Source organism: Brevundimonas sp. UBA5713, from assembly GCF_002419815.1.
Taxonomy (GTDB): Bacteria; Pseudomonadota; Alphaproteobacteria; order Caulobacterales; family Caulobacteraceae; genus Brevundimonas.
Genome location: NZ_DIGV01000061.1, coordinates 26,379 through 49,451, shown reverse-complemented (window position 1 = coordinate 49,451; position 23,073 = coordinate 26,379). Strand labels below are relative to the sequence as shown.

Annotated in this window: 20 protein-coding genes and 1 tRNA gene; 11 read left to right on the top strand and 10 right to left on the bottom strand. The window is 61.1% G+C overall.

Features of this window, described 5'->3' with window-relative positions; genetic code table 11:
- Positions 1–5 precede the first annotated feature (5 nt).
- Complete coding sequence (locus B3B04_RS14220) at positions 6–845, bottom strand: GntR family transcriptional regulator (protein ID WP_292043821.1); 840 nt, start codon at positions 843–845, stop codon at positions 6–8.
- Between the two features lie 628 nt (positions 846–1,473).
- On the opposite strand from B3B04_RS14220, the gene B3B04_RS14215 reads away from it, so the two are divergent.
- Positions 1,474–2,670: a CaiB/BaiF CoA transferase family protein gene (locus B3B04_RS14215; RefSeq protein WP_292043819.1), complete on the top strand. Its 1,197-nt coding sequence runs from the start codon at positions 1,474–1,476 to the stop codon at positions 2,668–2,670.
- A 52-nt stretch (positions 2,671–2,722) separates the two neighbouring features.
- On the opposite strand, the gene B3B04_RS14210 is transcribed toward B3B04_RS14215, so the two are convergent.
- Positions 2,723–4,336 (bottom strand): amidase, encoded by a 1,614-nt coding sequence (locus B3B04_RS14210; RefSeq protein WP_292043817.1) that lies wholly within the window; start codon positions 4,334–4,336, stop codon positions 2,723–2,725.
- A 265-nt stretch (positions 4,337–4,601) separates the two neighbouring features.
- Here B3B04_RS14210 and B3B04_RS14205 point away from each other — a divergent pair, with 265 nt between their 5' ends.
- Positions 4,602–5,078 (top strand): hypothetical protein, encoded by a 477-nt coding sequence (locus B3B04_RS14205; protein WP_292043815.1) that lies wholly within the window; start codon positions 4,602–4,604, stop codon positions 5,076–5,078.
- Here B3B04_RS14205 and B3B04_RS14200 read toward each other — a convergent pair whose 3' ends face one another.
- Complete coding sequence (locus tag B3B04_RS14200) at positions 5,079–5,276, bottom strand: hypothetical protein (protein ID WP_292043814.1); 198 nt, start codon at positions 5,274–5,276, stop codon at positions 5,079–5,081.
- Between the two features lie 82 nt (positions 5,277–5,358).
- A complete protein-coding gene (locus tag B3B04_RS14195) occupies positions 5,359–7,605 on the bottom strand; it encodes a S9 family peptidase (protein ID WP_292043813.1) in 2,247 nt (748 codons plus the stop codon).
- Positions 7,606–7,749: 144 nt separating this feature from the next.
- Between B3B04_RS14195 and B3B04_RS14190 the strand changes: the two genes are divergently transcribed.
- The gene (locus B3B04_RS14190) at positions 7,750–8,553 is read left to right on the top strand and encodes a ferredoxin--NADP reductase (protein ID WP_292043812.1); all 804 of its coding nucleotides are present in this window, start codon (positions 7,750–7,752) and stop codon (positions 8,551–8,553) included.
- On the top strand, positions 8,525–8,887 hold the full coding sequence (locus B3B04_RS14185; protein WP_292043894.1) for a chorismate mutase: 363 nt from the start codon (positions 8,525–8,527) through the stop codon (positions 8,885–8,887). The genes B3B04_RS14190 and B3B04_RS14185 overlap by 29 nt, the downstream gene beginning before the upstream one ends.
- A 67-nt stretch (positions 8,888–8,954) precedes the next feature.
- On the opposite strand, the gene B3B04_RS14180 is transcribed toward B3B04_RS14185, so the two are convergent.
- A complete protein-coding gene (locus B3B04_RS14180) occupies positions 8,955–9,308 on the bottom strand; it encodes an Hpt domain-containing protein (protein WP_292043809.1) in 354 nt (117 codons plus the stop codon).
- Entirely contained in the window at positions 9,308–10,717 is a 1,410-nt protein-coding gene (locus B3B04_RS14175) for an amino acid permease (protein WP_292043808.1), read from the bottom strand. The genes B3B04_RS14180 and B3B04_RS14175 overlap by 1 nt, the downstream gene beginning before the upstream one ends.
- A 192-nt stretch (positions 10,718–10,909) precedes the next feature.
- Between B3B04_RS14175 and B3B04_RS14170 the strand changes: the two genes are divergently transcribed.
- Positions 10,910–10,985 (top strand) — tRNA-Lys (locus B3B04_RS14170).
- Between the two features lie 148 nt (positions 10,986–11,133).
- On the opposite strand, the gene B3B04_RS14165 is transcribed toward B3B04_RS14170, so the two are convergent.
- Positions 11,134–13,629 carry an ATP-binding protein gene (locus B3B04_RS14165; protein ID WP_292043806.1) on the bottom strand — a complete coding sequence of 832 codons (2,496 nt, stop codon included), beginning with the start codon at positions 13,627–13,629 and terminating at the stop codon, positions 11,134–11,136.
- A gap of 311 nt (positions 13,630–13,940) precedes the next feature.
- On the opposite strand from B3B04_RS14165, the gene B3B04_RS14160 reads away from it, so the two are divergent.
- From B3B04_RS14160 to B3B04_RS14140, 5 genes are all read left to right on the top strand, one after another.
- Positions 13,941–14,549, top strand: a complete 609-nt coding sequence (locus tag B3B04_RS14160) for a hypothetical protein (protein ID WP_292043805.1) — start codon at positions 13,941–13,943, stop codon at positions 14,547–14,549.
- Between the two features lie 126 nt (positions 14,550–14,675).
- Entirely contained in the window at positions 14,676–15,293 is a 618-nt protein-coding gene (locus B3B04_RS14155; RefSeq protein WP_292043803.1) for a hypothetical protein, read from the top strand.
- Between the two features lie 105 nt (positions 15,294–15,398).
- Entirely contained in the window at positions 15,399–16,166 is a 768-nt protein-coding gene (locus B3B04_RS14150; RefSeq protein WP_292043802.1) for a hypothetical protein, read from the top strand.
- Between the two features lie 4 nt (positions 16,167–16,170).
- Complete coding sequence (locus B3B04_RS14145) at positions 16,171–18,648, top strand: fimbrial biogenesis outer membrane usher protein (RefSeq protein ID WP_292043800.1); 2,478 nt, start codon at positions 16,171–16,173, stop codon at positions 18,646–18,648.
- A complete protein-coding gene (locus B3B04_RS14140) occupies positions 18,645–19,601 on the top strand; it encodes a hypothetical protein (protein ID WP_292043798.1) in 957 nt (318 codons plus the stop codon). Before B3B04_RS14145 ends, B3B04_RS14140 begins: the two co-directional genes overlap by 4 nt.
- 8 nt (positions 19,602–19,609) lie before the next feature.
- Here the strand turns inward: B3B04_RS14140 and B3B04_RS14135 are convergent, their stop codons facing one another.
- Positions 19,610–20,032, bottom strand: coding sequence for a hypothetical protein (locus B3B04_RS14135; protein ID WP_292043797.1), 423 nt, complete (start codon positions 20,030–20,032; stop codon positions 19,610–19,612).
- Positions 20,033–20,122: 90 nt separating this feature from the next.
- Entirely contained in the window at positions 20,123–21,286 is a 1,164-nt protein-coding gene (locus tag B3B04_RS14130; RefSeq protein WP_292043796.1) for an aminotransferase, read from the bottom strand.
- Positions 21,287–21,657: 371 nt separating this feature from the next.
- On the opposite strand from B3B04_RS14130, the gene B3B04_RS14125 reads away from it, so the two are divergent.
- Positions 21,658–22,080: a hypothetical protein gene (locus B3B04_RS14125; RefSeq protein WP_292043795.1), complete on the top strand. Its 423-nt coding sequence runs from the start codon at positions 21,658–21,660 to the stop codon at positions 22,078–22,080.
- Positions 22,081–22,150: 70 nt separating this feature from the next.
- On the opposite strand, the gene B3B04_RS14120 is transcribed toward B3B04_RS14125, so the two are convergent.
- Entirely contained in the window at positions 22,151–23,056 is a 906-nt protein-coding gene (locus tag B3B04_RS14120) for a hypothetical protein (RefSeq protein ID WP_292043793.1), read from the bottom strand.
- Positions 23,057–23,073 lie beyond the last annotated feature (17 nt).

The window sequence follows — 23,073 nt, the reverse complement described above, 5'->3', positions numbered from 1 at the left end:
TCAGGTCAACCGATGTGACGCCACTGGGGTCGTTCCGTAGAGTTATCCCGCGTCAGCATGGTGTGATACTCATAGTTGTCGGGATTGAAGAGGCCCACGGTGTGCAGCAAGGCTTGGCCAACATCGCCAAAAACCGTGCGGCGTAGACGGATTACCGGCATGGCGATGCCGATCCCCAGCGATTTGGCCACGGCGTCGTCCGCAGGTACAGCGGTCAGGGTCTGCTCTGCCCGATAGGGCCGCACACCCGCATCTTCGAGGATGCGAACCACAGGGCGATGATCCAGCAGGTGTTCCTGCACCAGATGCGACACGCTGAGGGGCACATAGACGGTCGACACGCCCAGCGTCTTGCCCTGATGGGTCCGTAACCGGACCAGTTTGGTGACCGTGTCGCCTTCGGACAGCCCCAGCGCATGAAGAACATTGGACGGAGGCGTGTGATGCGGCACGTGTTCCAGCAACCGGCATTCGGTATCCATGCCCATGGCGATCAGGTTTTCGACAATACCCGATACACGCGCACACGTGCTGCGTTCGTTCTTGTCGGGGGGCGCGACAAAGGTCCCTACGCCGTGCCGGCGCACGATGCGCCCCTCAACCTCCAGCGTCTCCAGCGCCCGACGCACCGTAACGCGCGACACATCGTAATCCGACGCCAACTGCATTTCGGACGGCATAGGCCGATCCGTCGGAAACACGCCGTCCTTGATCTGCTGGCGCAGGATCGAGCTCAACTGGTGATACACCGGCAAGGTGTGGGTAGCGCCCGACGATTTCAGACTGCGACGTGCACTGGGCGGACGCACCAGACGCGATTCATGGCGCAGATTCGTCTCTGACATGGGCCCGCTTCGTCCTCATACAAGCTGATGTGGATGTGACACCGCCTCCCCCGACGCGGATCACAAAGCGCCCGGGTAAATGGCGTCAATCACCAGCAACCAAAGCGTGCACATACCTTATGCACAAACACAGCGATACGCCAAGGCACCAGAATAGCTTATGCTACAATATGACTACTCACGAATGATTTTAGAATCCCCAAGAATACGCACATCAATGAAAGCACAATAAAAAATAGGGCGGCAGATATCTCTGCCGCCCTTGGTACTCAACGCATACTGTTACGCTTACTGATACGTGCGGTAGCACGCCTACTGTTCGATGCACAAGACTTGTATGCATCCAGCGACAAGCACGTACTCACGCTGTGCCTTCGCTACATCAGTGAAATTACTGAACGCATCACTGAAGTACTTCTGATCCAAGGCGATAAAATTCGGCTCTGATGCGCAGGTCGCGGGAGGGGACGCGCCTGAACCCAGCCGTTCGCTTGGATTAACAGTGATAATATAAGTCCAATTTGGCGAAACCAAGGTCGACAAAGGTCTACCGCCGGTTGTGTGCCCACCGGACCTCCGAGATATCGCCCCTGCCCCCGATCACAGACTCCTGCTATCTGCGATGATCATGACACAGTCTGACGTTTCCGCCTTTGGCCCGCTACGCGGTGTACGCGTTCTAGATTTATCGCGTGTTTTGGCAGGGCCGTGGGCCACCCAGACCCTCGCCGACATGGGGGCCGAGGTCATCAAGGTCGAACGGCCGGGCGTGGGCGATGACACCCGGCACTGGGGTCCACCCTTCACCACCACACCCGACGGTGAGCGCGCCGACGCCGCCTACTTCATGTGTACCAACCGCGGGAAGCGTTCGGTGGAGTTGGATATGGCCTCGCCAGAGGGTGCGGACGCCATCCGTAAACTGGCACGAGACGCCGATGTGGTAGTCGAGAATTTCAAGGTCGGCGGTCTGAAGAAATACGGTCTCGATTACGCCAGCCTGTCTGCCATCAATCCGAAACTGGTCTACTGCTCGATTACCGGCTTCGGTCAAAACGGACCGGATGCCCACCGTGCGGGCTATGACTATATGATCCAGGCAATGGGCGGGCTGATGTCGGTCACCGGGCAGCCGGACGGCAGCGACGGTGCCGAGCCGATGAAGGTCGGCGTGGCGGTGGTAGATCTGTTCACCGGCCTTTACGCCTCCAACGCCATACTTGCCGCCCTGTGGCACGCGCGCGAATCCGGCGAAGGCCAGCACATCGACATCGCCCTGTTCGATGTTCAGGCCGCTGTTCTGGCCAATCAGGCCACCAACTATTTCGTCTCTGGCAAGGTGCCGACGCGGATGGGCAATGCCCACCCCAATCTGGCACCCTATCAGCCCTTCCCCTGCTCTGACGGCATGATCATCATCGCGGTAGGCAATGACGGCCAGTTCCGCAAACTGACGGAGGCGCTGGGCCAGCCGGCGCTCGGTCTCGACGAACGCTTTGCCAGGAATGCAGACCGCGTCGCCCATCGCGACGTGCTGATACCCATGCTGAACACCCTGACCCAAGTCCATTCCATGAGCGAACTGATGGCGCTTCTGGAACAGCACGGCGTGCCCTGCGGCCCTATCAACCGCATCGATCAGGTGTTCGAGGAAGCACAGGCGCAACATCGCGGGCTGGTCGTCGAACAGGCCCGCGCCGATCTGTCCGCCCCGATCAAGACCGTGGCCTCGCCGATCCGGCTGTCAAAAACGCCAGTGCGCTATGATCGGCCGCCCCCAGCGCTGGGGGCTGACAACGATCTGCTGAAATCGCTTGAGGACTGAATACAAAGGCGCGGTCGAAGCCGCGCCTTTCGCATTTCCGGATTTGGCGTTCCTAGCGTGTCGGGCGCGTGTAGGGGCTCAAGGTCGCTTCATAGCCGCGCGCCACCGGTCCGCCATCGCGATAGCGCGGGGCACGCCATGCGCGGCTGCGCTGCTCATAGGCATAGCCCAGCGACAGGATGCGGGCGTCATCCCACTTGGCTCCGAAGAAGCTGATCCCGACTGGAAGGCCACGCACCTGCCCCATCGGTACGGTCAGATGTGGATAGCCCGCGACGGCGGCCAGCTGGCTGGCCGAACCCTCGAAATCATCACCCCGTTCAGGATCAACCAACCACGCCGCGCCCGTGGTGGGTGCCACCAGCGCCACCACATTATTTTGTGACAGCATTCGATCGATGCCCTCCTGCCCCGCCAGACGAAGGGCGTCCGATCTGGCTTGCAGATAGACCGGATCGCTCAGCCCTTTGGTCGCCTGCGACTGTTCGAAATAGTCCTGCCCAAACAGGGCCGTCTCGCGCGGGGTACGGGCGTTAAAGGCGATCACGTCTTCAAGCGAACGCGTCGACACCCGATAGGCATCGGTGGATTGCAGATAGTCGTTCAGACCCGCCTTCAGTTCATGCAGCAGTACGGTCATTTCCGCCTGCGACAGAGCTTGGCCATCAGGACCTTCGGTAATGTCGACCAACTCGGCCCCTGCCTGACGCAGCACCTCGAGTTGCTGCTCGAAGACGGCGTCCAGTTCCGCAGAGTAACCGGTCAGGAACCGGACCACGCCGATCCGCTGACCCGAAAGCGCATCCTTGCTGAGAATGGCGCGGTAATCGACCTTAAGACGATCAGCATCGACCGTGGCACGGTCTGCCGGATCGCTACCGGCCATGACCGTCAATAATATAGCCGCGTCCTCGACCGTCAGGGTCATCGGGCCAGCCGTATCCTGCGTTTCACTGATGGGGATGATGTGGGTGCGCGACACCAGACCCACAGTCGGCTTATAGCCCACGATGCCCACAGCGGCGGCCGGACACACAATAGACCCGTCGGTTTCCGTGCCTATGGCAGCCGGTGCCAGCCCTGCGGCCACAGCCGCAGCCGAACCTGCCGACGAGCCGCAGGTCGAGCGCGACAGGTCGTGCGGATTGCGGGTCAAACCAGCCACCCCGCTCCAGCCGCTGACAGAATTCGAGCCGCGAAGATTGGCCCACTCCGACAGATTGGTTTTGCCCATAATCACTGCGCCCGCAGAGCGCAGGCGAGCGACGACAGGCGCATCGCGGCGGGTTTCATTGGCAAGCAGCGCGAGCGACCCTGCTGTGGTCGGCATATCGCGCGTGTCGATATTGTCCTTGATCAAAATCGGCACGCCGCCAAGCGCGCCCGCAGCCTGCCAGACCTCCGGCTGATCCAGACCCGGCGCGATATGTATAATGGAGTTGATCGGGCGGGCACCGCGCTGGTCCTTCGCCTTCGCTTTAGCGACCCACGACGGCTCATAGGTGGCGCGCCCTTCGATCACATCGGCGACAGTGACGTATCCATCAGGGCTGTCAGGCGCTGTCGCACAGGCTGTCACACCGGCCAACAACGTCAATGCCGCAAGCGCTCCGCCTCGGCGCAGGGCAGTCTGGTGGCGAGCAGCCGTGGCGGTCGCATTGTTCATTTTAAATGCCTTGGTTTCATCAGCCGGAACACCCACGCACCCGTTTGTGCGTGACACCACACAGCCCGCGCAGCCCATGAGGAATGCGCAGCACCCTCAACTTGTTCAACCGGATCGGGATTTGCCCCGCCCTATCAAAGCCGTAGCGCGCGCGTCAGAGCTTTTCGGACAAATCATCAACCCCAAGATGTAAATATCCTACGTTTTCACGCGACATTCATATTGATCCACCCCATTTTATAACCGTGGTTAGTGGAGTGTCTTCATGATGATGTCGGCGGTGGTCTTGTCGGCCTTGGGTCTGGGTTTAGCCGATGCTCCGGCCCAGCAGAGTGTCGGCGCGTCGCATCCCGCGCGCGAAAGCAGCATTGCCCAGATCGAGGGCCTGAGCTTTGACGACGTGATCGGTCAATGGACGCTGACCTTGCCTCACACCGACGCTAGGGGGCTGCGTTCGCAGGACATGGAACGCTCTTCGCGCCCTTTAACCGAACCGCTGGTGGTCCGGCGGACCGCCCGCCGCTTGCAATGCACCGTCGGCGGCGACGAACGGTCCTGCTACTTCAATGGTCGGCGCTTTGTGATCGACAGCACCTCACCCGATGGAGGTCGTCTGGTCTATGTGCTGACGCGCCGAACCGAGACCGGCTTTGCAGGCCGCGCCCATTTGCGGGTCAACTACGTCAGATCAGGTCAAATTGACTTTGGCGAAGTGACCATGACGCGCGCGCCTGCCCCCTGATCAGTCCTCGATCCCGGCCTCTCTGTCGCCGGACTTGGCCAGCAGGACACTGCCAAATACCGCGGCCAAGGCACCTATAGCCACCACCGCCAGCGCGACCCAGACGATTGTCGTTCCGGTTTCCATTTCGCTGGCCGCTACCGCCGGTGTGGCCATCAGGACCAGCGTGCCCGACAGCATCATTTGCAACGATTTCATTTTTATCTCCTCCCGCGACAGGTTTGCCCTGTTCTCAAAAGAATAAGGGGCAGAAGCCTTTTGGCCCTGCCCCTTGGTATGCTTACTGACCGCCCGTTTCGGCACGCGTGCCAATGGTGCGATCCAGGAAGTCCAGATAGGTCCGCCACTGGTGCAGTTGGCGGTCATTGCCGCGAATGCCGTGGCGCTGGCCCGGATAGAGCATGGTCTCGAACGGAATGCTCTTTTCCTGCAGCGCGTTCAGCACGCGGGTCGTGTTCTCGAAGATCACATTGTCGTCCGCCATGCCATGCATCAGCAGCAGACGGCCCGTCAGATTATCCAGACGGTTGTTGACGTCCGAGGCAGCATAGCCGTCCACATTGCCCTGCGGCGTGGACATATAGCGTTCGGTATAGGCCGTGTCGTACAGGCCCCATTCGGTCGGCGGCGCACCGGCTATGGCCGAGGCCAGACCCATCTTCGGCTCGGTCAAAGCCATCAGGCTCATGAAGCCACCGTATGACCACCCCATCATGGCGATGCGGTTGGCGTCGACGTACGGCAGGGTGCGCAGGTAGTTGGCACCCAGCACCTGATCTTCGATCTCGGGCTGGCCCATCTTCAGATACAGCGCCTGTTTGAAGGCGGCCGAACGGTCGCCTTCGCCACGGTTGTCCAGACGGAAGACGATATAGCCCGCCTCGGTCAGCAGCTGGGTCGTGGCCGGTTGCCACGCACGTTTAACGCCGCCGCCCGACGGGCCGCCATACACCTGCATGATGACCGGATAGGTCTTGCTCGGGTCAAAGTTCGGAGGCGTGGTCATCTGCCAAACCAGAGTGTGGCCGTCGCTTTCCAACGTGCCAAACTCCGGCTTTTGCTGACGCTCGGCGAACGGCCAGAACGGATGGCCCGCCTCCAGCTTGTTCTCTTCGATCCAGCGTACGCGCTGGCCGTCCATCGTATAGAGGGCGGATTGCGGCGGCGTGTTCAGGTCCGAATAGTTGCCGACATAGGCCGTGCCGGTGCCGTTCACCGATGCCGACCACCAGCCACCGCGCGGGGTGACCTCGGTTGGGTTCACGGTACGGCGCAGCGAGGCCCTGAACAGCTGCTGTTCGATCGGCAGTTCCTTGCCATCGCGCATGGAGGCGGTGAAGAAGACCTCGCCGGTCTCCTGGTTCACCCCGTTGAGAGCTTTGACCGGATATTCGCCACGCGTGATCGCACGCAGGCGACGCCCGTCCTTGTTATAGAGATAAAGGTGCTGCCATCCGGTCTCTTCCGACGACCAGATGAAGTTGCCGTCCTTCAGCGCCTTGAAATTATGCGTCAGCGGCACCCACGCATTCGAGGTTTGGCTGGTGATAACGCGGCTCTGGCCCGTCGCCGGATTGACGCTCAGCAGGTCCAGCGTCTTTTGATCGCGTGACAGGCGTTGGACATAGGCGACCGAGCCGTCGGCGGCCCAGTTCACGCGGCCCAGATAAATGTCTTTATTGGTGCCCAGATCGACCTGAACGCGGTTGCCCGTAGTCACGTCCTGAATGAACAGCTCGACCACCGCATTGGGTCGACCCGCACGCGGATAGCGCTGCTCGACCACCGAGGCACCACCGCCCGCGATATCGAGACGCGGAATGATGTCCACGGTCGACTCATCGGTGCGTTGCAGAGCAATGTATTTCTCGTCCGGCGACCACCAATAGCCGGTGTCGCGGTCCAGCTCTTCCTGGGCGATGAACTCTGCTGTCGCCCAGGTGATCAGGTCTTTGCCGTCAGTCGTGATGGCCTGTTCGGCACCCGTTTCGAGGTTCAGCACAAACAGGTTCTGGTCACGCACAAAGCTGACGTACTGGCCCTTGGGCGAGACCTTGGCGTCGATTTCATCGGCGGCGGTTTCGGTCAGGCGGCGTACCGAGCCATCGGCGCGGTTGGCAAGGAAGATATCGCCTTCCAGCGGGGCCAGAATATAGCGGCCCTGTTCGTCCCAGCTGTATTCGACCACGCCGCGCTGGCTGATGCGCATGCGTTCGCGGCGGGCCTTCTCGGCCTCCGATAGCTCACCGGCATCCGGCACCAAGGCGCGCGCGTCGATCAGCTTGAAGGCATCTCCGCCCGCGACCGGTGCGGCCCACAGGTCCAGCACATCCACGTCATCCTCGCGCGAGCGCAGGAAGGCCACCAGCTCGCCATCAGGCGACAGGCTGACCCCGCGGGCGACCGGACCGGACAGCGAGGGATTCGAGAAAACCCGTTCGACCGTCAGAATGTTCGAAGCGGGAGCGGTTGCGGCAGCCGGTGCCGCTGCGTTCTGGGCCATCACGGGCGTTGCCACTGCAGCCATCAGGATCGTCGAAGCGAGAAGAAGTGTGCGCATCGTGTCAGGTTAGGGGCCAAAATACGTCCCGTCATCTGAAAAGCGCGAGAAGCTGTGATGCAGTGACGGGCGAGCCTTTCGCAAATCACTGGAACACCCTAGTTAGGGCGCATGACAGACGCCTCCCCTGCAAAGCCCAGCCCGTTCCACGAACTGGAAGTCTTGTGGGTCCGCCACTGGACCGACCAACTGTTCAGTTTTGGTGTGAAACGCCCCGAGGATTTCCGTTTCCGCTCGGGCGAGTTCGTGATGATCGGCCTGCCCGGCGAAGACGGCGGCAAGCCCGTGCTGCGGGCCTATTCCATCGCCAGCCCGTTCTGGGCCGAAGAGCTTGAGTTCTTCTCGATTAAGGTGCCGGATGGACCCCTCACCTCGCGCCTGCAAAAGATCGTGGCGGGCGACACCGTACTGATGGGCAAGAAGCCGACCGGCACGCTGGTGCTTGATGCACTGACCGGCGGCGAGCGCCTGTGGCTGATCGGGACCGGCACGGGTCTGGCCCCGTGGCTGTCGGTGGCGCGTGAACCGGAGACCTATTCGCGCTTCAAGGAAGTGATCGTCTGCCACACGGTCCGCAACGTGCAGGACCTCGCCTACCGCGACTTCTTCACCAAGGGCATCCACGATGATCCGCTGATCGGTGACGAGGCCAAGGCCCAGTTGAAATACTATCCCACCGTCACGCGCGAAAAGTTCGAGACGCCGGGCCGTATCACCGACCGTATCAAGTCGGGCGATCTGTTTGCCGACCTGCAACTGCCGATCGGCTTTTCACCCAACACCGACCGCGTCATGCTGTGCGGATCGATGGCCATGATCAAGGAAACGGCAGAACTGCTGGAATCCTATGGTCTGAAGGAAGGCTCGAATGCCGAGCCGGGTGACTATGTGCTGGAGCGTGCCTTTGTCGGCTGATGTGAAATCCCCGCTGTCGGTGGCTATCGATGACCGCAAGGCTCCAGAGGCCTGCGAGACGATGGTAGATGTACGCCACGGCGTCGATGCTCTGGACCGCGCGCTGGTGGCCCTGCTGGCAGAGCGCCAGCGCTATATGGACGCCGCTGCCCGCATCAAACCCAACCGCGACGCTGTATTCGATCAGGCCCGCATCAATGATGTCGTCGCTAAGGTTCTGGCCGCCTCCGAAACGGCAGGCCTATCCCCCGACATTGCCGAACCCGTCTGGCGCTTGCTGATCGACCGCTGCATCGCGCACGAGTTCGATCGTTACGACCGCACGCGCGGCTAGTTCGGTCCATCACGGGATATAAAAAAGGCGGCCTGTCAGGCCGCCTTTTCTGTGCGAGCTATCAAACTCAGCCCTTAAGGCCTTTGAGAGCCAGTTCGTGGCGGTAGGCCGCCACGTCTGACAACGCCCTGTCCAGAGCGTCCCGAACGCGAACCAGTACACCCTCGGCCACCGCATCATCGGCGGCCTCGGCTTCGGCACAGACCTCGGCCAGTGCCTTGGCACCGATGCCGCCCCCTGCCCCCCTCAGGGTATGAGCGGCATCGCGCCAACCGGCCTGATCCGTCGTCAGCATGGGCGACCACAGCGAGGCCTGATGGACAAACAGGCCCAACACTTCCTCGCTGATGTCATCCATACCGGCGGTGGCCGCCTCAAGGACCGAGAAATCCACCGCGCCGGTCAGGTCGCGCCGTGCCATCAGGCAGCCTCTTCCTCGCCCTTGGCCAGACGCGAGTTACGCGACGACCACGCGAAGTAGACCACCAGACCCACGACGTTCCAGGCCAGGAACCACAGTTGGGTCGAGGCCTTCAGGCTGGTCATGAAGAACAGGCAGCCCACGATGGTGAAACCACCGACCAGCGGCCACAGCGGAGCCTTGAACTTGCGTTCACGGTTCGGCTCGCGGATGCGCAGCACGATCAGGCTCAGACCCACAGCCGCGAAGGCCGTCAGCGTGCCTGCGTTTGCCAGCGAAGCCAGTTCGTCAAGACGCATCACACCGGCCAGGAAGGCCACGACCACCGCCGTGAACACGGTCACAACCACCGGCACGCCACGGTTCGAGATCTTGGCCAGACGGTTCGGCAGCAGTCCGTCACGGGCCATGCCGAGGAAGATACGCGACTGACCGAACAGGAAGGCCAGCAGCACGGTCGGCAGGGCGATCACAGCCGCAGCGGCGATCCACTTTGCGGCAGCGCCTTGACCCAGTTCACGCAGGATCAGAGCCAGCGGCTCGGGGCTTTCCGAGAAGCTGGCCACCGGAGCCGCACCAATGGCCGAACCGGCCACAGCGATATAAAGCACCGTACAGATCAGCATCGAACCGACGATGCCGATGGCCAGATCGCGTTCCGGCTTCTTGGTGTCTTCGGCTGCCGTGGCGATGGCGTCAAAGCCGTAGAAGGCAAAGAAGATAATCGACGCCGCCGCCATCACGCCCGTCTGGACGAATGGTGCACCGAAGCCGTGCGGCATGAAGGGGCTGAAGTTGGCCGAATCGAAGTGCGGCAGCGACAGAGCCACGAACAGCACCAGCGCCGCGATCTTCACGAACACCAGCACGGCGTTCAGCGTGGCGCTTTCCTTGGTCCCCAACAACAAAAGACCCGCTACGACAGCGATGATGCCGACAGCGGGTAGATTGACCATACCACCTTCAACGTGGGGGCCTGCGAGGAAGGCCATGGGCACGCCCCACTCTTGCAGGAAGGGCGCTGCGTAACCGGCCCAGCCCACGGCCACAGCCGAAACCACCAGCGAATATTCGAGGATCAAGCTCCAGCCGACGATCCATGCCAACAGCTCGCCCAATGCCGCATAGGAATAGCTATAGGCACTACCCGACGCCGGCATGACCGTCGCCAACTCTGCATAGGACAGGGCCGCACAGGCACACACTGCACCGGCCAAGGCAAAGCTGATCAGAACAGCCGGACCGGCCAGACCTGCACCCACGCCGATCAGCGTCAGAATGCCCGTTCCCACAATCGCCCCTACCCCCAGAGCGATGAGGTGGGGCCACCCCAGCGTCTTTTTAAGCGCCGGCCCCTCTTGGGGTGCCAACATGGCATCAATTGAACGGCGTCGGCTCCAAAAAGCCATAGGTCTCTCCCCGAAACAGCCAAGAACTCCGAAAGACCTTCGGTATCACTTTCTGTGCGCTGAGAAAAATCAGTTTAGTGAAATTTATCGCTTGCGCGCCAAGAGGTCCGTGCGTATTAAGCCGCCCTCGCCGCGACGCACTGCACCGCTGGCGAGACGCCGGAGCCCCACCAAAGGCTCATACGACGGTACGGGTGATTAGCTCAGTTGGTAGAGCAGCTGACTCTTAATCAGCGGGTCCACGGTTCGAGCCCGTGATCACCCACCATCGTTTTTCCTATACAATCAAAGATTTGCGGAAACGACGGGGCGAAAGCCCCTTTCGTCGTTACGCATGCGCTCTTGCGCAACCCGCCTCGGCATTAATCCGACAAGTATTCGGCCCGCCCCATTGGCGCGGGCCTTTTCTATGCCCGTCAGGCGGCGTTGACGGCCTCTCCGGCGCGTTTGCGCACGGCCTGGTCGATGCCGGACATCAGGCGCTCCAGAACGACCGGCTTGGCGATGTGACCGTCAGCGCCAGCCTCGGCTCCGGCCTTCATGTGTTCGCTATCGGCATTGGCAGACAGGATCACGATGGTCGCGGGCTGGCTGCCTGCACGCGATTCGTGCGCACGAATGGCCCGAATGGCATCCAGACCGCTCATCACCGGCATCTGCATGTCCATCAGGATGACGTCGAAGGGTATGGCCTGCGCCAAGTCCACGGCCTCCTGCCCATTTTCGGCAAAATGCAGCTGTCGGCTCTCGTCCTTCAGCAGCATGCCCATAATGGTGCGGTTGGTGGCGTTATCGTCAACGATCAGATAGCGGGCCGTCGACGCACCCAGGCCATCCGCAGTCTCCGTAAGGGCTGCCGGTGTCGGAACGCGCGGCAAGTGCAGGGTGAACCAGAACTGCGAACCGTGGCCCTTTTCGCTTTCGCAATCCAGTTTTCCACCCATCAGCTCAACCAATTCCTGCGTGATTGGCAACCCTAGCCCCGTACCGCCAAAACGACGGGTAATGGTGTTGTCCGCCTGTTCAAAGCGGCGGAACAGTTGCGCCTTATTGGCTGTATCAAAGCCCACGCCCGTGTCGGTAACCGCAAACAGATAGCGGTCGTCCTTCTGGGCGACGACGCTGATGACAATCTTTCCCGCCTCAGTGAACTTCAATGCATTGCTGACCAGATTGTTCAGCACCTGCGTCAACCGCACACGGTCGGCCATAACCCAGACATCGGCCCCTTCGCCGAATTGGGTGACGATACGAATGCCCTTGTTTGTCGCCCGCGTGGTCCACAGCGCCGCCACATCTGTCAGGGCATGACGCAAGGAAAACGGCATCGGCTCGATGGCCACCTGTCCGGCCTTGATCTTTGCGCTGTCCAGAATATCCGACATCAGCCTCTCCAGCGTATTGCTGGACGAGGCGATGATGCGGGCCATCTTGGCAGCTTCCAGCGGCAGATCGGCCTTGGCCAAGGCATCGGCCATGGAGACCACGCCATTCAGCGGCGTGCGAATTTCATGGCTGATATTGGTGAACATCTCTGCCTGCTTGGCATGGGCATCCGCCTGACGCCGATTGATCTCGGCCAATTCGCGAGACAAACCACGCTGGCGCACAAACATAGCGCCCGCCACCAAACCAAAGACCACGCCGAACAACACCAGCCAGCGTTGCATGGCGATGGTCGCTTCCTTCAGGCGGGCCTGCTCTTTCAATTGTCGCAGTTGTTCGTCCAGCCCCATGACCGCCTGCCCCATCATGGCAGACGTCCTCTGGGCCGCACTGCGTTGCATGGTCAGGTGATAATTGCGCAGGCGTTCGATGCCTTGGGCATACTGACCAATGGCGATGAGATATTCGGCCTCGGCGCGCTCGATGGCCAATACTGGCCGCATCTGCCCCTCGGCCACCAGACGACGGATTTCCTCCAGATCCGCCTTGGCCAACGCCGCCTGCCCTGTACGCGCATAGGCCGCCGCGCGACGCGGCAACATCATAAGGCGAACGAAATCGGGGACATCCAGCTGCGGACCAAAGGGCGCGTAGCAGTCCAGCACGGCGCGCCAATTATCTGCCGCGGTCGACACGAGCCCGCAAATATTGCCTGCCAGTCCTTGTGACATTGGCGTGCCATGCCGGTCGGCCAGCTCGCGGTATATCTCGACCGTTGAGATCGCCTCTTTATAGCGGCCCACCGCGCCCATGGACTGCGCCATATAGTATAGGGCGCGATAGTCGGGATCAGGCATAGCCGCCAGAAGCCGGTAGTTTTCCGCCACCTCGATCGAGCTGATGAAGCCGGGCACGTCGTCCACCCCCGCGTGCACCTCGGCCACGGCTTGCCACACACTGGCTGATACCATGTGCTTGGCACGATCATCATCCGGGATCAGCGTCAGAGCCTTGGCCAGCACCATCATGGCCTCGGACGAGCGCAATTCATCCACCAAAATGCGCGCCATAGCTTTTTCAGCCATAACCTTGGGCATCCAGTGTTTTTGCTTGGCCGACAAAACCTCGGCCTCGGCCAGACTACCCTGCCCGTCACGCAAGCGCCGAATGACCAGATCATTGATCTTGGTCAGCTCGGTATAGTGGGCCGCCTTGTGGCGATCCGCCAGACGACCAAGCGCACGGTTCCAGCTACTGGCCGCTTCGAAATCGTTTTGCTCGATATGCACATTGATGGCGTGCTGCAGTTGCAGCAGGGCTTTCTTATCGCCGCGCTGCGCCGCATCTTCGGCGTAAGCTTCCAGCGCCTCGAAGCTGGAGGACATCGCCCGCTCGCGGATCGCCATCGCAAGCTCGAGGGCTCGCTCGTCCCCTGCCTCGACCGCGGCCGGCCCGCCCAAAGCCGCACCGTTACGGGCCGAAGCCTCCGTAGCCGAACCCAACACCACTACCGACACGGCCGCCATGACAGCCTGTCGCAAACTCACTCGATACATACCGCTCAGCTTAACGGCACTTCACTAAAAATAGACTGATGGCCGATTGTATCGATGCGCGACAACACAGTGATCATTTCGATACGCAGGGCATACACCCCCGCGTACTGACCGAGACCGTGTCATAACGGAACGTTCCGCCCGTATAATTTTTTATTCATGAAATCAACGAGATATATCAAATCCCATATTTATGGTTAACAAATATTCTGGATTTTCCTCCAAAACAGTGATCAACGACGTCCCAAATCGGTATGGCACAGCTTTTGTAATGACCGATCGTGAGTGGGACGTTTGTGTCGCCGGAGGGTTCGATGGGGCTTCAGCACCATCCTGTACGCGTTGTCAGCTGTTTGGTCGTCAGTGCCTTTGCCCTATGGGCGAACATCGCTGCCGCACAATCAACCGATAGCGTCAGCATCGATATTCTGGCCTCTGTGCCGGATCGTTGCGGCTTTGCCAGCAGCACGCCCACGCACCAGACGCGCGAGGGCAATCTGGAGCAGGCCTTCCGTCAGGACATCCGGCTCAAGCTGGACTGCAACACACCGTTTGCCATCCACGCCGTGTCTCAATCCGGCGCTCTGGTCCACACGACTGCCTCGCCGGACAGCTCCGGCTTTGCCTTTTCCAAAACCTATAATGTTCAGGTCGCTGTCGAGACCGATATCGGTCTGGTCACCAGCGCGCGCTGTGACTCCAGCGCGATGCGCGACGGCGGTGCCTGCGAACTGGCCAACGGTCGCGGTCTCAGTTCCGGTCACGGCGTCGCCGTCGATCGCGACGCCATCCTGACCATCGACTGGCCAGACCAGTCTGGACTGCCGCGCCGCCTCGCCGCTGGCGACTATCAGGACACCATCACCATTACCATCGGAGCCCGCAGCTAATGCCACGCACCGATGATCCAGCTTTCGTCCAGCACCATCACATCCGGACGAAAAACCCCGAGGGCTAAGGCCACTCGCTCAGAGAGCCGGCCCGCCGGTCCATCATCACCACCAAGGACTTACACCATGAAGAAGATCGCTTTCGCCGCCGCCTCGGCTGCTGCCCTGCTGGTCGCCGGCACCGCCTCGGCCCAGCAAGTACAAGTCGACATCAACGGCACCGTCGCTTCGAAGTGCGGCGTAAACGCTCAAAACACGACCGTAACCTTGGCTAACGACCTGACCAACTCCTCGGCCATGGCACGTAGCGAAGTAACCGCTGAAATCGCTTCGGCTCTGAACGGTGCTCGCATTGTCGCATTCTGCAACAACGTGAACAGCCAGGTTGAAGTTAAGCGTGCTGTTCTGCGTCTGGTCGGCACGACCAACGGCAACGGTGTGGCTGGCGGCTTCGCCAACCAAATCCGCTACAACCTGGACGCCTCGCTGGGCGGCACCTTCCTCGACTCGACCACCACTGCTGGTGCCTCGACGGTCGCCGCACGTTTCGGCGGTCACAGCTCGCTGTCGGACAGCAACACCCACATCCGTTTCGCTCCGTCGGCCAGCAATGGTAACGCCGTAGCCACGATGGGCGGCTACTCGGACCAGTACCACACCAACTGGGGCTCCAACACCGACCGTAGACTGGCTGCCGGCACCTACCAGGGTGCGGTTCAGGTTGTCCTGACCCCGGGCGCCTAAGCCCGTTAGCCGTATAGGCAAGAGCGCGCGGATCACCGGCAAGTGCCAGTGGTCCGCGCCCCTCTCGCCTCCCCCATCCCTGCAATCGAGTGTTCGGATCGCCCCATGTTCGGTGTCTTCTCGCGTATTTTGAAAGTCGCATGTGTGGCTGGTCTGGTGACCGTGGCCTCGGGCGTGCCGGTCTCGGCCCTGAACGTCCAACCGGTTGTCGTGGATCTGATGAGCAAAGGTCGCCGCAGTGCGTCCATCATCACCCTGCAAAACGCCCTGACCGGAACGGTGCCGGTCGAGCTGAGCGTTCGCGAAGTCCAGCTGGTCGATGACCAGTTCCAAGAGCTTGAGGCCGAGAGCGAAGATCTTATGGTCTTCCCCGCCACGGCTCTGGTGCCAGAAGGGCAGTCGCACGCCTTCCGCGTACAGTGGGTCGGAGAGCCGGATCTGGATCGCAGCAAACACTATTATGTGTCGGTCGCCCAGCTGCCTATCGATCTGCCCGAGAACGAAAACGCTGTTCAAATCCTCTATAATTTCAAGGTATTGGTGAGCGTCGGCAATCCCGACGGCACGGCACAGATCGGTATCCAGTCCGCCACGATCGAAACCGACGACAGCGGCCGCGCTTTTCCGGTTATCGTGGCCCGTAATGAAGGCGACACGCACGGCTATGTCGCCAGCAGCCGCATGACCATCGTCCAGCACGATGCCGCCGGAACCGAAATTTTCCGAAAAAGCTTTACCTCGGATGACGTCCAGCGCGTCATGGGACTGGGCCTGATCCCGTCCGGTGCTACGCGCCGCTTGCCACTGAACGTCGACCTGCCGCGCAATGAGGGCACCGTCAGCGTGACCCTGTCTGCAGCCCAAGGTCGCTAACGCCATGAAACTCTGGCCGATAGCGCTGGCGACGGCGGCTGCGGGCACCTTGGCATCTCCCGTTTCCGGATCTGCCCAAGCTTCGCTCACACAGGGCGACGATGTGGTACGGACCGCCCCGCGCCCAAATCCGGAACGCCTGAACCCATCAGGACGCGACATTCATCTGGGCGGACCGTTGCAGGACGGCCAGTTCATCTTGGGTGAAGTCGACTATGTGTTGACCGCAGACGATAAATTGCTGGCCGACTTGTCGACCCTGATGCCGCTTCTGCAATCAAGACTGTCGGAGAGCGCATTTGCGCGCGTCGCAGTGGGTACGGCCGGTCGCCAGACTGTCACTGCCGAAGCTCTGGCCGATCTGGGCATCGGTCTGGAATACAACCCCGCCAACTTCGGCTTGATCGTGCGCCTGACTGCCGAGGATCGCCCGCTGCAAAGCATCAGCATCAACGGTGGCATGCCAACGGCAGCGCCTGTTCTGACGGAACCGGCACGCTTCTCTGCTAGCCTGTCCGGCTATCTGACCTCCAGCTATGTGCACCAGAGCGCAGGTTCGGATCGCGGCTTTGATACCCCCAGCCTCATACTGGACGGCGCTGCACGTTTTGGCGGCGTGGTGCTGGAGACCGAGGCGACGGTCTACGAAGAGGTGCGTCGTGACGGCACGCGCCTGATCTATGACGATCTGGCCCGCACCGCCCGCTATAGTCTTGGCGATCTGGAAGTGGCCTCGCGCGGGTTCGCGGGTGCTGCCCCCATGCTGGGCATCGGCGTGGTGCGCTCCTATTCGCAGCTTGATCCACAACGCAATATCCAGCCACGCGGTCAGCGGACGTTCACTCTGGAACGCGCGGCCACAGTCGAGACCTTTATCAACGGTCGTCCGGTTCAAAGCACGCGCTTGGAAGCCGGCACCTATGACATCCGTGACTTTCCCTTTGCCCAAGGGGCCAACGATGTTCGCATGGTCATCCGCGATGATGCCGGACGCGAGACCGCCATCAACTTCTCGCTCAACTTCGACCGCAGCCTGCTGGCTCAGGGCTTGGCCGAGTTCGGGCTTTTCGCGGGTACCGAAACAGATATGGGCCCAGACGGTCCGAACTATTCAGACCGCGTGGCCGTATCGGGCTTCTATCGCCGCGGCATGACCGAAAGCCTGACTGCGGGCACCAACTTCCGGTACAGCGATGGCGACGGCGTGGTGGGAGCAGAAATGATCTGGGCCTCCCCCATTGGTTCGATAGGCGGCGATCTGGCCCTGTCGTCGGCTGACAGGGTCGGAGAAGGCTGGGCCCTGAATCTGGGGTACGAGCTGGCTTTTGGTCCCGAAGACCGCACGCGATCGCTCTCGGCAACCTTTCAGACAGTCAGCGAAAACTGGGCCTCGCCGGGTGCCGACCACGTCAGCAACCCGTTTGCCTGGGAAGCAGGTCTGACCTATTCGCAGCCGCTGACGTCCACGCAATATGTGGCGTTTGACACTTTCTATTCGTCGGGGCGTCACGACAATCCCGACCAGATGACGTTCCGTGGCTCTTACGGGTGGCGCCTGACGCCCAGCCTGACGTGGTTGATGGAGGGCATCTACGAGGACCGTGCGGACCGTCAGGACTATGGGGCGCGCCTCACTCTCAACTATCGCATTGGCCAGTCATCCAGCGTACGCGCGGAGGTCGACACCTTCCGCGATCGACAACGCATCGAGTACAACACCTTGCGCGGTCAGGGCGTCAACAGCGTTTCGCTTAACGGCTCGCTGGACCACACGCGCGATTCCTATGGTGTGAACGCAGCGGCCAATGCCGTGCTGAACCGCGCCGAGCTTGGCGTGAACCACCAGACCCTGTTTGCCAGCGATGGCGGCAGGATTTCGGATCAGCGCACCATCCTGAGCGCCGGCTCGGCCATTGTGTTTGCCGATGGTGCCTTCGCCGTTTCGCGGCCCGTCTATGATGGTTTTGCCATCCTTGATCCCCATCACTCGTTGAAGGGCGCGTCGGTCTATGTGGATCCGCATCGCGGCCACTATACGGCCCGTTCGGGATGGCTGGGCGGCGCGGTCACGCCCGAGGTCAGTGCCTATTCTCTGCGCACCTTGACCTATGACGCACCGCAAGCCCCAACCGGATATGATATCGGCACTGGCACGGCCCAGTTGATAGCCCCGTATCGAGCAGGATATCGCATCGGTGTGGGCTCGGACTATTCTGTGTCGGTGGTCGGCGCGCTGCGCAATGCGGACGGTTCGCCTGTCGCCCTTTGGATCGGCGAGGCGGTGGAAATCGCCAACCCGGAACGCGCCCCTGCCCGCGTTTTCACCAACGCCAGCGGTCGCTTCTCCCTCACCGGACTGCGCCCGGGCCTGTGGCGTATCCAGACTTCGAACACGACCGACGCTGTCTATTACATCGACGTACCCGCCGACGCCGAAGGGCTGTATCGCGCGGGCGAGCTGAAACCGGAGCCTCGCAAATGAAGACCCTGTTTGTGTGCAGTGCGGCCGCCCTTGCCATGATGGTCACGGCCACCGAGGCGCAGGCTAGCCCGTGCGTTCAGGTTCAGATCGACAGCGGCAGCCTCAATCTGCGCTACGACCCCTTCTCGCCTGCCGCCTTGCAGCAGACCTTCACCCTGCGCGTACGCCGGTCCAGCCCCAGTATACGCGCGGCGAATATCGTGCTGGTCGACACCGACAGCATGGGCAGCAACCATCAGCTGGGTCAGGGACCTGCGGGCTACACCATCACCCAGCACGAAGGTAACATCCGTGCCGTTCTGGTCAGCGGCGCAGAGCAGCCCAACCGCACAAACGGCATCGCCATCAACTTTGCTAATGGCGCGCAGAATGATGTGGAGACAGTAAGCCTGACCTTCGCACTGCCCGCCGGTCAGGATGTCGGGGCCGGTCAGTTTACCGAGGACCTTGAGGCGCGCTTTTTCTGTGTACTGGCCAATCGGGACACAACTCCCATTGAGAGCCAGACCAATCGCGGCCTGCGGCTGGACCTGTCCGTGCCTGAAAAAATCTCGACCTACATCGGCTCGGCCGGTACGCGCCGCGGCCAGATCAACCTCGGCGCGCTGGACACGCGCAGTCCTACCGTACGCCCGCTTTCGGTCACGGCCCAATCCACTGTCGCCTATGACATGCGAATGGAAAAGACGCGGGGCCAACTGCGCCGTCGCGACGACGACAACTATGGCATTCCCTATGCCGTGACGCTGGACAATCGTCCGGTCAGCGACGGTTCGGTCATGGGCTGTTCGCGAACGCCCGTTCCGGCAGGCCGCACCCACACACTGCAGGTGGCCGTCCAGCCGCAGGATGTCCGCGTGGTGCCAGCAGGCAGCTATTCGGACGTGGTAACTTTAACCTTTGTACCGCGCAGCGGTCTGGCCGGATCAGCGACCTGTAGTCTGTCGAGCTAGCCCCTGATTTAGAAACGCGGGCCTTTGGGCTGGGCTTCGATATTGAAGTCCCGCACTGCCGCAGCCGCATCGAAACTCAGCACAAAGTTTCGGTCGCGCGCGGCAGGATGCTGGCTATCCACGATGACGGTCTGCGTGGACTGGCTGGACAGCGCAATGCGCTGGCCGTCCAATTCCACAAAGGCGTTCTCCAGCCCCTGCGGGTGGCGAAGGATTAGCTGATAACCTTCAACATTGTTGCACAGCTCCGACATGCGGCCAGAATAACGGTGCGCCTCGGCATCGGACACGGGGACAGCGCTGGACACTGACACCTGACAAATGGTGCGGACGCGCCCGCCAATCGTGACGCTGGTGCTGGCACCGGCCTGACCGGCCAAAACGGCACCCAACATCGTCGCTGCGGCCAGACCCATGATTTTAGAAGCCATCAGATTACTCCGTCCCTTATCGACCGATTTAGGGACAGAGTTTCAAAGTCCGCTTAAGCAGGATGGTGAAAATCCATTAGCCATAGCGGCTCAGGACATCAGCGCCTTTCGTGCACGGCCGAGGCGCTGAACGGCTTCGTCCACCACAGCGTCAGGTTTGGCAAAGCAAAGACGCACGATCGGACCCGACAGTCCGTCACTGAAAAAGGCCGATACTGGAATGGCGGCAACGCCGTACTCATTGACGATGCTGTGGCAAAACTCGACATCGCCCTGTTCAATGCCCGAGGCAGCCAGGTCGATGTTCAGGAAATAGGCCCCCTCGGCCTCGAGGCAGACATAACCCTCACCTTCCAGTCCGGCCTTCAGCCTGTCGCGCGAGCGGGCCAGATCGTGACGCATCTCGTCGAAACGGTCCGCACCCCACGCCACACCCTGAGCCACCGCGCTTTGTAATAAAGGCGCAGAGGCAAAGGTCACGAACTGGTGCGCGCGGGCCACCGGATCCAGCAGGCTCAGCGGCGCACAAACAAAGCCGATTTTCCAGCCCGTCAAGCCAAACATCTTGCCCGCCGAACCGACCTTGATCGTGCGGTCCTTCATCCCTTCGGCCTGAGACAGAGAGCGGTGCAGGCGACCATCAAAGATCACATGCTCCCAGACTTCGTCGCTGAGTGCGATCAGGTCATGGTCTACGCACACGCCTGCCACGGCGGCGATCTCTTGGGCGTCGAACACCCGTGCTGCCGGATTCATCGGGTTGTTGAACAACACCATGCGCGTAGCGGGCGTGATCGCAGCCTCGATGTCGGCGCGTTCAATACGCCAGTGCGGCGGCTGCAACCGAACCGGCTTGACCACCCCGCCCGCACGCTCGATCAGCGGACGATAGGCGTCATAGGCAGGCTCGAAGACAATAACCTCGTCACCGGCCTTGATCCATGCCAGCAGGGCCGACGCCAAGCCTTCGGTCGCGCCGGAGGTCACCAGCACCTCCTCGGCGATCCAATCGGTCAGGTGCAGACGGTTGTAATGCTCGGCGACCGCGGCGCGCAGTTCAGGCAGGCCACGCGACGGCGCATACTGGTTCCAGCCCTCTACGGCCGCATGGGCGGCCGCCTGCCTCAGTTCCAGCGGACCGGGCGCTTCGGGAAATCCCTGCCCCAGATTGATGGCCCCCGTCTGTCGCGCCAGACCGGACATGACCTCGAAAATCGTTGTCTTGGCGTCGGCAAAAACAGGATGGGGGAACATGTAAGACGGCCTTTAACGCGCCGAAAAAGACCCGCTGCGAAGCCAGCCCGTAAACAGTCGGAACAACAGTCCACCGGGGCGCGAATAAACCACGCGACGGGCACGACGGCCCTTACCCTTAAAGATTTGCAGCGGCATCGAAGTGTCCATCCGTCGAATCAATCACCCTATAGTGCCGAGATCGCCCATAAATGGGAAGAACATGGTTAACGGCGCTTCATATTCTGAAGCAGAGATGGCGTCGTCGTCCGTTACGGTTAAGCCGTTGTTGACCCTACGGTTTAAGCTCCCGCTAAGCGTGTCTGATCGCGTGGAGTTAACAGCTGGTCCCTATGGTCACCCTCAAGATTGCAGTGACGAGGGACGTCATTATGAACCGGGTTTCCAAGAAGAGCGCCGCCCTGCTGGCCGCAGCCATTGCCGCCATCAGCCTGCCCACCATGGCCGAGGCGAAGAACACGTCGTCGCACACTTTCCGCATCAAGGCTCGTGTTCCAGTGGCCTGCTGGGTTCGTCCTGACCGCACCGTTGTGGCACAAGCCGGCTCCGCCGGCAGCGTCATCGAAGCCTGCAACAATCCTGGTGGATACACAGTTACGGCGCAGTACCGCCCACTATCTGCCGGTGAGAACGCCCGCATGGTCTATCACGATCGCGCAGTCGACCTTTCATCTTCGGGTCAGCAGGTCCTGCGTCATTCCAGTATCGCGACTATCCGTAGCGTGTCCTACCAGTTCGAGAACGTTCAGTTGGAACAGCCGCTAATCCTGGCACTTACGATCCAGCCACTCTGATCGACGGAGTGCAAAAACGAAAACGCCCCGTCAGCCGACGGGGCGTTTTGCATTTGGACATCAACCGCGACTAGATCGCCGCCACCGTAAAACGCAAGACATCCGTGTAGCGGCCAGCCCGCTTGTTCGCGACATCGCGCACGAAGACCTGAAGCGGGTAGTTATCGACAGGCTGCCCTGTGTGCGCATAGGTGACGCTGTAGGGTGAGCCCATCACAATATCCTGGCCACCCATCTTCAGGCGGTAAGGAATGGCCCATTCCTGTTGCCGATGACGCAATAGCCCATTGTTCACCGAGGTCACCGTGATCTGATAGTGGGTGCTGGCGCGCACATAGACACGGGCCTGCAATGGTACCTCACCATCTTGCGTCAGTTCGCCGAGGTCCAGCGTGGGGACGCCATGGACGCGAGACACCTGCCCCGCCAAGCCTATGATCAAGGACGGCTTAACGTTCAGAACCAGAAGTACCCGTTTGGCAGCATGCACATCGCCATTGGGCATAATGAATTCGAGATCGACATACTGGGTATATCGTCCCGCTTGCAGGTTGGCAGGCGGCACGGCGCGTAGCTCAATTCGGCCCGAGCCCACACCATTGGAAGGAATCTGGGTGGGGGTTCCTGTCAGACGATCTGACGTTCCGGGGGTTAGGTTGTTGTTGTTGCTCACATCGCGCAGTGCGAAGGGCACACGAGCCGAAGTCGTATCGCTTTGCAGATAAGCCTTGTCGCCGAAAGACGATGCCGACAAACGCCCGACACACGGTGTGTGCCCCGAGTTTGCGAAGTTGATGTCGAAAGTGGCAGAGTTCTGCGCATCACCAAACGGATCGTATTGCAGCTCCCAGACATCTGGCGCGCTCATGGCCAATTCGCACTTGGCCTGCGCCATGGCCTGCTGGGCCATCATGATCAGTCCCATCCCCACCGAGACGGCGACGAATAGCCTGCGAACGAAGGTAAAGTGGATCATTTTCCAGACCCCTCCTC

Excerpts from the sequence above, each read along its gene's own strand:
- B3B04_RS14220 (WP_292043821.1), bottom strand. The coding sequence starts at position 845 with ATGTCAGAGACGAATCTGCGCCATGAATCGCGTCTGGTGCGTCCGCCC.
- B3B04_RS14215 (WP_292043819.1), top strand. The coding sequence starts at position 1,474 with ATGACACAGTCTGACGTTTCCGCCTTTGGCCCGCTACGCGGTGTACGC.
- B3B04_RS14210 (WP_292043817.1), bottom strand. The coding sequence starts at position 4,336 with ATGAACAATGCGACCGCCACGGCTGCTCGCCACCAGACTGCCCTGCGC.
- B3B04_RS14205 (WP_292043815.1), top strand. The coding sequence starts at position 4,602 with ATGATGATGTCGGCGGTGGTCTTGTCGGCCTTGGGTCTGGGTTTAGCC.
- B3B04_RS14200 (WP_292043814.1), bottom strand. The coding sequence starts at position 5,276 with ATGAAATCGTTGCAAATGATGCTGTCGGGCACGCTGGTCCTGATGGCC.
- B3B04_RS14195 (WP_292043813.1), bottom strand. The coding sequence starts at position 7,605 with ATGGCTGCAGTGGCAACGCCCGTGATGGCCCAGAACGCAGCGGCACCG.
- B3B04_RS14190 (WP_292043812.1), top strand. The coding sequence starts at position 7,750 with ATGACAGACGCCTCCCCTGCAAAGCCCAGCCCGTTCCACGAACTGGAA.
- B3B04_RS14185 (WP_292043894.1), top strand. The coding sequence starts at position 8,525 with ATGTGCTGGAGCGTGCCTTTGTCGGCTGATGTGAAATCCCCGCTGTCG.
- B3B04_RS14180 (WP_292043809.1), bottom strand. The coding sequence starts at position 9,308 with ATGGCACGGCGCGACCTGACCGGCGCGGTGGATTTCTCGGTCCTTGAG.
- B3B04_RS14175 (WP_292043808.1), bottom strand. The coding sequence starts at position 10,717 with ATGGCTTTTTGGAGCCGACGCCGTTCAATTGATGCCATGTTGGCACCC.
- B3B04_RS14165 (WP_292043806.1), bottom strand. The coding sequence starts at position 13,629 with ATGGCGGCCGTGTCGGTAGTGGTGTTGGGTTCGGCTACGGAGGCTTCG.
- B3B04_RS14155 (WP_292043803.1), top strand. The coding sequence starts at position 14,676 with ATGAAGAAGATCGCTTTCGCCGCCGCCTCGGCTGCTGCCCTGCTGGTC.
- B3B04_RS14150 (WP_292043802.1), top strand. The coding sequence starts at position 15,399 with ATGTTCGGTGTCTTCTCGCGTATTTTGAAAGTCGCATGTGTGGCTGGT.
- B3B04_RS14145 (WP_292043800.1), top strand. The coding sequence starts at position 16,171 with ATGAAACTCTGGCCGATAGCGCTGGCGACGGCGGCTGCGGGCACCTTG.
- B3B04_RS14140 (WP_292043798.1), top strand. The coding sequence starts at position 18,645 with ATGAAGACCCTGTTTGTGTGCAGTGCGGCCGCCCTTGCCATGATGGTC.
- B3B04_RS14135 (WP_292043797.1), bottom strand. The coding sequence starts at position 20,032 with ATGGCTTCTAAAATCATGGGTCTGGCCGCAGCGACGATGTTGGGTGCC.
- B3B04_RS14130 (WP_292043796.1), bottom strand. The coding sequence starts at position 21,286 with ATGTTCCCCCATCCTGTTTTTGCCGACGCCAAGACAACGATTTTCGAG.
- B3B04_RS14125 (WP_292043795.1), top strand. The coding sequence starts at position 21,658 with ATGAACCGGGTTTCCAAGAAGAGCGCCGCCCTGCTGGCCGCAGCCATT.
- B3B04_RS14120 (WP_292043793.1), bottom strand. The coding sequence starts at position 23,056 with ATGATCCACTTTACCTTCGTTCGCAGGCTATTCGTCGCCGTCTCGGTG.